The sequence below is a fragment of the Chitinophaga sp. genome, from assembly GCF_036569125.1.
Classification (GTDB): Bacteria; Bacteroidota; Bacteroidia; order Chitinophagales; family Chitinophagaceae; genus Chitinophaga.
On the sequence record NZ_DATCRF010000761.1, the window covers coordinates 1 to 5,369 of the forward strand.

The window sequence follows — 5,369 nt, forward strand, 5'->3', positions numbered from 1 at the left end:
AAACTGGATGAGGGTATTCGATTTTGGCAATAATAACACTCAGTATATGTTCCTTTCAGTACAGGCAGGCACTACCACCGTAAATAATGTAAGTTCATCAATTGTGCGGTATGCCATTAAGAACGGAGGTACGGAGCTGAATGTAAGCGCTCCCTATGTTTTCCCGTTGAACACCTGGGTGCACCTGGCGGTTACGCAATCGGGAGATACTGCCAGGCTGTATATAAACGGAGCTTTGGTATCAGGTAATACCGCGCTCAATATCAAACCTTCGCAGCTTACCCCTGCAGGCGCTGCTACCGGCACCACTTTAAACTATCTGGGTAAATCCCAGTTTTCAGACCCTGTTTTCAACGGCGCTATTGATGAATTTAAGATCTACAGCAGGGCTTTGAGTGATGGGGAGATTGCAGCCGGCATAAATATGAACCGTACCGCTGTATCGGCCCTCCCGGTTAACGGAGCAGGGAAGGGAAGCAGCAGGAATGTGATTGTTTATCCCAATCCAGTTACAGATGTGGTGAATGTAAAAGTAAGCGGAGGGGAAGCCGGTGCTATAATAAGAATATACAATCACAATGGTACACTGGTAAAAACCTTGCTGATGGCCGGGCCGGTTCAAGCTATTCCGGTTCGCGGCTTAACTGCAGGCATGTATTATTTACAGATCAATACACGGGGAGTGATCACCGTTAAAAAGATAGTGAAGCTATAATGTAATTACGATAAGGGCGGTAGCAGGAATGCTGCCGCCCTTATACAAATGCTTATTGATAAATTGAAAGAGGAATAATATTTATGATGAACTGCAGATCCAGCCATCTGAAGAATTGGATGGTTTTATTTTTTATTGTGCTCCTGGGGCATGCTGCGCCTGGCCAAACAGTTGTTGAAGGAACAAATGTTGTGATCCAGTCTCCTGATAAGCACCTCCGCATCCAGGTTTATCAGAAGGAAGATGCGGATAGGAAACGCACACTTTATTATACGGTTTCCTATAAAAGCAAACCTGTTATCAATGAATCCCTTTTAGAGCTGCAGTTAGATAACCATCTTTCCGAAAGTGCAATGGCATTAAAGGTTGATAAGCATGAAAGGTGGATGGAAAACCTGGAAGTGAAAAAGATCACTGCCTCATCGAAAGATACTTCCTGGATGCCGGTTGTGGGCGAAAAGAAGATCATCCGTGACAGGTACAATGCCGCAGCAGTTGAAATGGTGAAGGACGACAACCCTATTTATAATGTGAATGTAGAGGTAAGAGCTTATAATGAAGGCGCGGCTTTTCGTTTCTTCTTCCCGGAGAATGAAAAAGGAACTTATTACCGGATCATGTCGGACAATACTGAGTTTTCCCTGCCCCAGGGAACAAAGGCATGGTTTACTTCATGGGCGCAGGGGCCTTATAAATTATTACCATTGGAAAGCTGGCCCGGTGAAAGTGAGCGCCCGCTTACCCTGCAGCTGCCAAACGGTTTGTATGCCTGTCTTGCAGAAGCAGCCATGACAGATTATGCAAGAACAAAGTTTAAGTTAAGCACTGCAAAGAAGAATACCATTGTTGCATCCATGTACACTCCTGCCGACCTGATCTCTCCATTTGCTACTCCCTGGCGGGTGGTGATGGTTGCAGAAAAGGCCGGAGACTTAATTGAGCACAACGATCTTGTGCTGAACCTGAACGAGCCCTCAAATATTAAAGACCACAGCTGGATCAGGCCCGGGAAGATCATACGCGTGATGACGCAAACCACGCAGTATGCAAAAGATTATATTGACTTTGCTGCGCAACATCAGCTGCAATACGTTCTTTTTGATGCAGGATGGTATGGCGATGTATTAGTTTTAATTCCGATGCAACAAAAGTGGCAAAACCTGACCTGGATCTGCCGGGCATCATTCAATATGCAAAGGAAAAGGGCATTGGTGTTTGGTTATACGTAAACCTGCAGGGCCTGTATACCCAATCAGATTCCCTGTTCAGGGTTTATCATGATTGGGGGGTGAAGGGAGTAAAGTTTGGGTTTGTTCAGTCAGGATCCCACCGGTGGACAACCTGGATAGAAGAGATGTTCAGGAAAGCAGCCGAAAATCAGCTCATGGTAAATGTGCACGACGACTGGCGGCCAACAGGTGAGCAAAGGACCTGGCCTAATTTAATGACGGCGGAAGGCATCAGGGGGAATGAAGAGATGCCGGATGCAGTGCATAACGTTACACTTCCTTTTACCCGCTTTATTGCCGGTGCGGCTGATTACACGATTTGTTACTACGATAAACGGATTAAAACAACACATGCCCACCAGCTGGCAATGGCCGCAGTTTATTACAGCCCCATTCAAACCCTGTTCTGGTACGACAAACCATCGGCCTATCAGAACGAGCCGGAAATAACATTTTTTGAAAAGATCCCTGCCACCTGGGATGAAACAAAAGTGCTGCAGGGAGAAATTGGCCGGTATATAACAACGGCAAGGAGAGCAGGTAAGGACTGGTTTGTAGGAACCATGACCGGCAACGATGCAAGAACATTGAAGCTGCCGTTGAGCTTCCTGGATAAAGGGAAAAGATACATAGCAAAAATTTATTCCGATGATCCGGCTGCTGCAACCGCAACAAAAGTAAAAGTGGAAACAAGAACGGTAGGCGCTTCCACAATATTGAATGTTTCACTATTACCCTCCGGCGGACAAGCAATTTGGTTAACACCGGAAAAATAGACGGCTATGCAAAAGAAATTCAGGATCCTCTTTTTTTCCATCTCCCTGTTCTTTACTGCCCCGGGTATCCGGGCGCAAACATTTGTTCACCCCGGCATCCTGCATTCAAAAGGCGATCTGCAGCGAATGAAAGAAGCGGTTGCCAATAAGCAGGAACCTGTTTATGCAGGCTATCAGCGCTTTATCCGGGACTCTGTTTCACAATTCAATTTTAAAATGCAGGGTCCATTAACAACGGTTGGGCGCAATCCAACTGTGGGTCAGGCTATGTATGATAATGATGCCAATGCAGCACATCAGAATGCGGTGATGTGGGCAATTACCGGGGATAAGCGTTATGCAGATAAAGCAATTGAAATAGTGAATGCCTGGTCCCGGACATTAAGATCAGTAACCGGAAAAGATGCGGTGCTGATGGCAGGGCTTGGGCCTTTTAAAATGATCAATGCCGCTGAAATTCTGCGATACACCAATGCAGGATGGAAGGAGGCGGATATCAGGCAAACAGAAAAGCATTTTAAAGCAGTTATTCATCCTGTTTTAAAGGATTTTGCACCCTTTGCCAATGGCAACTGGGATGCGGCAGCTATGAAAACGGTGATGGCCATAGCAGTGTTCTGTAACGACAGGCCGATGTTCGAAAGGGCATTGCGGTATTATGTAAATGGGCAGGGAAACGGGAGCTTATTTAATTACATCATTAATGAGCGTGGCCAGGTACAGGAAAGTGGCAGGGACCAGGCACATACGCAGCTGGGGCTTGGAATGCTTGCCGAATGCTGCGCCATTGCATGGAACCAGGGATTGGATCTATATGCCTATGGCAATAACCGTTTGCTCAAAGGATTTGAGTACACGGCAAAATTTAATCTGGGAAATGATGAGGCGCCATTTACAGAATGGCTGGATAGAACCGGGAAATATCATCATACACAAATATCGCAGAAAGCCTGTGGTGAGCTGCGTGCAGTGTATGAACAGGTGTATAATCATTATATAATTGAAAAAGGGTTGTCTGCGCCCTATATACAGCAGGCTGCGGAAAAGCTTCGCCCCGAAGGGCCGGGAAAGCCGGGTGCAGATCATCCGGGATATGGAACACTTTACTTCGCAGCAAAGGAGAAAGGCGCTGCTCCCGTTCGTCCCGTTCCTCCTGCTGCAATCATTGCTAAAGGATCTCATAAGCATATTAAGCTAAGCTGGATTGAATGCATTGGGGCAAATGCTTACACCATTAAAAGAGCAACGAAGGCCGGAGGACCTTACATAGCAGTTGCAAAAAACATTAAACAACCTTATTTTGTTGACAACCAGGTGAACAATGGAATAGTTTACTATTATACTGTTACTGCATCAGGTGCAGCGCTTGAAAGTGCTGATGCTTATGGAACAGCAGCTGCAGCCGGTTTGCCTTATCCCTGGGAGCAGCATAATACTGGTAATGCAACAGGTTTCACATATTTTGATGGAGAGAGATTTACAATTGAAGCCGGAGGAAGAGAATTGGACAGCACGAATGATCAATTGCATTTTACCTGTCAGCCATTGGCGGGCAACGGTGAAATTATTGCAAGATTTGTTCCGCAAACAAACTCGCAGTTCTCTCAAATGGGTTTGATGATGCGGGATGGATTAAATGATAACGCTCCTTTTGTTGCATTGGTGATTTATCCCGGAAAAACCGGGCAGATCGAGTTGCCGGATTGGAAAGTGAAATTGATCGCACGAAATGTTGCAGGGGCAAAAGCAGATACCGCCGGTGTTTCACTGCCGCTTTCAGAACCGGCCGTTACATGGGGGCGGCTAACGGGAAGTGTCTGGCTTAGTTTTCAGCGTAGGGGAAATAGTTTTGTGGGTGCAATATCACTGGATGGGAAAACGTGGAAGCAGCTGCCGGAGCTGTTGCTGGAACTAAACAGGAACTTACTGACAGGAATAACGGTATCATCAGGCATGCCCGGTGCAACAACCGTATTTTTTGATCAGGTATCCATTCACAAAAGCAAATAAAGAAGAGACCATTGTTTCTTCTTGTTTAATAATACACAGATGAAAATTGTAAAAGCACTTGCTGCGCTCGTATTTTTTCCGTTCATTTTATTGAAGTCCGGCGCCCAGGGGCGTATTGACCCGGCTGCCCCGTCCGTGCAAAACCCCTTTGGTAATGCATTGGTGCCGGATATGATCGCAGATGCCAGTATCCAGGAGATCAATGGAACGTTTTATTGTTATGCAACAACAGATGGATATGATCAGGGTTTAAAAACATCCGGCCCGCCGGTGGTATGGAAGTCGAAAGATTTTGTTCACTGGAGTTTTTCAGGTTTTTATTTCCCTTCCGCAGTGGGGCAAAAATACTGGGCGCCCAGTAAGGCCGTTGCAGCCAATGGCAGGTACTATATTTACCCTACCGTGAATGGTTTTATGTATCCTGCTGTTTCAGATTCACCTGACGGGCCGTTTAAGCTGGCAAAGGGTATAGACAGTTTTTATTTACCCTTTACTCCGGCCACCTTATTGCAGCCAAAAGGCCGGAAAGAGCCTGCAGGTATAGATGCTGAAGTTTTTATTGACGATGATGGACAGCCTTATGTTTTCTGGCAGCTCCGGTTTGCAGCTAAGCTGAACCGCGATATGATTACTGTGGAT

5 protein-coding genes are annotated in these 5,369 nt (G+C 46.1%); all 5 read left to right on the forward strand.

Features of this window, described 5'->3' with window-relative positions; all coding sequences use genetic code 11:
- Positions 1 to 715: LamG-like jellyroll fold domain-containing protein (locus VIM87_RS28120; RefSeq protein ID WP_332000200.1), on the forward strand; the 715-nt coding region annotated here is incomplete at its 5' end.
- Between the two features lie 191 nt (positions 716 to 906).
- Entirely contained in the window at positions 907 to 1,944 is a 1,038-nt protein-coding gene (locus VIM87_RS28125) for a glycoside hydrolase family 97 N-terminal domain-containing protein (protein ID WP_332000201.1), read from the forward strand.
- Positions 1,866 to 2,720, forward strand: coding sequence for a glycoside hydrolase family 97 catalytic domain-containing protein (locus VIM87_RS28130; protein WP_332000202.1), 855 nt, complete (start codon positions 1,866 to 1,868; stop codon positions 2,718 to 2,720). Before VIM87_RS28125 ends, VIM87_RS28130 begins: the two co-directional genes overlap by 79 nt.
- Positions 2,721 to 2,726: 6 nt before the next feature.
- Positions 2,727 to 4,730, forward strand: coding sequence for an alginate lyase family protein (locus tag VIM87_RS28135; protein ID WP_332000203.1), 2,004 nt, complete (start codon positions 2,727 to 2,729; stop codon positions 4,728 to 4,730).
- A gap of 39 nt (positions 4,731 to 4,769) precedes the next feature.
- The coding region (locus tag VIM87_RS28140) for a family 43 glycosylhydrolase (RefSeq protein ID WP_332000204.1) at positions 4,770 to 5,369 on the forward strand (600 nt) is incomplete at its 3' end.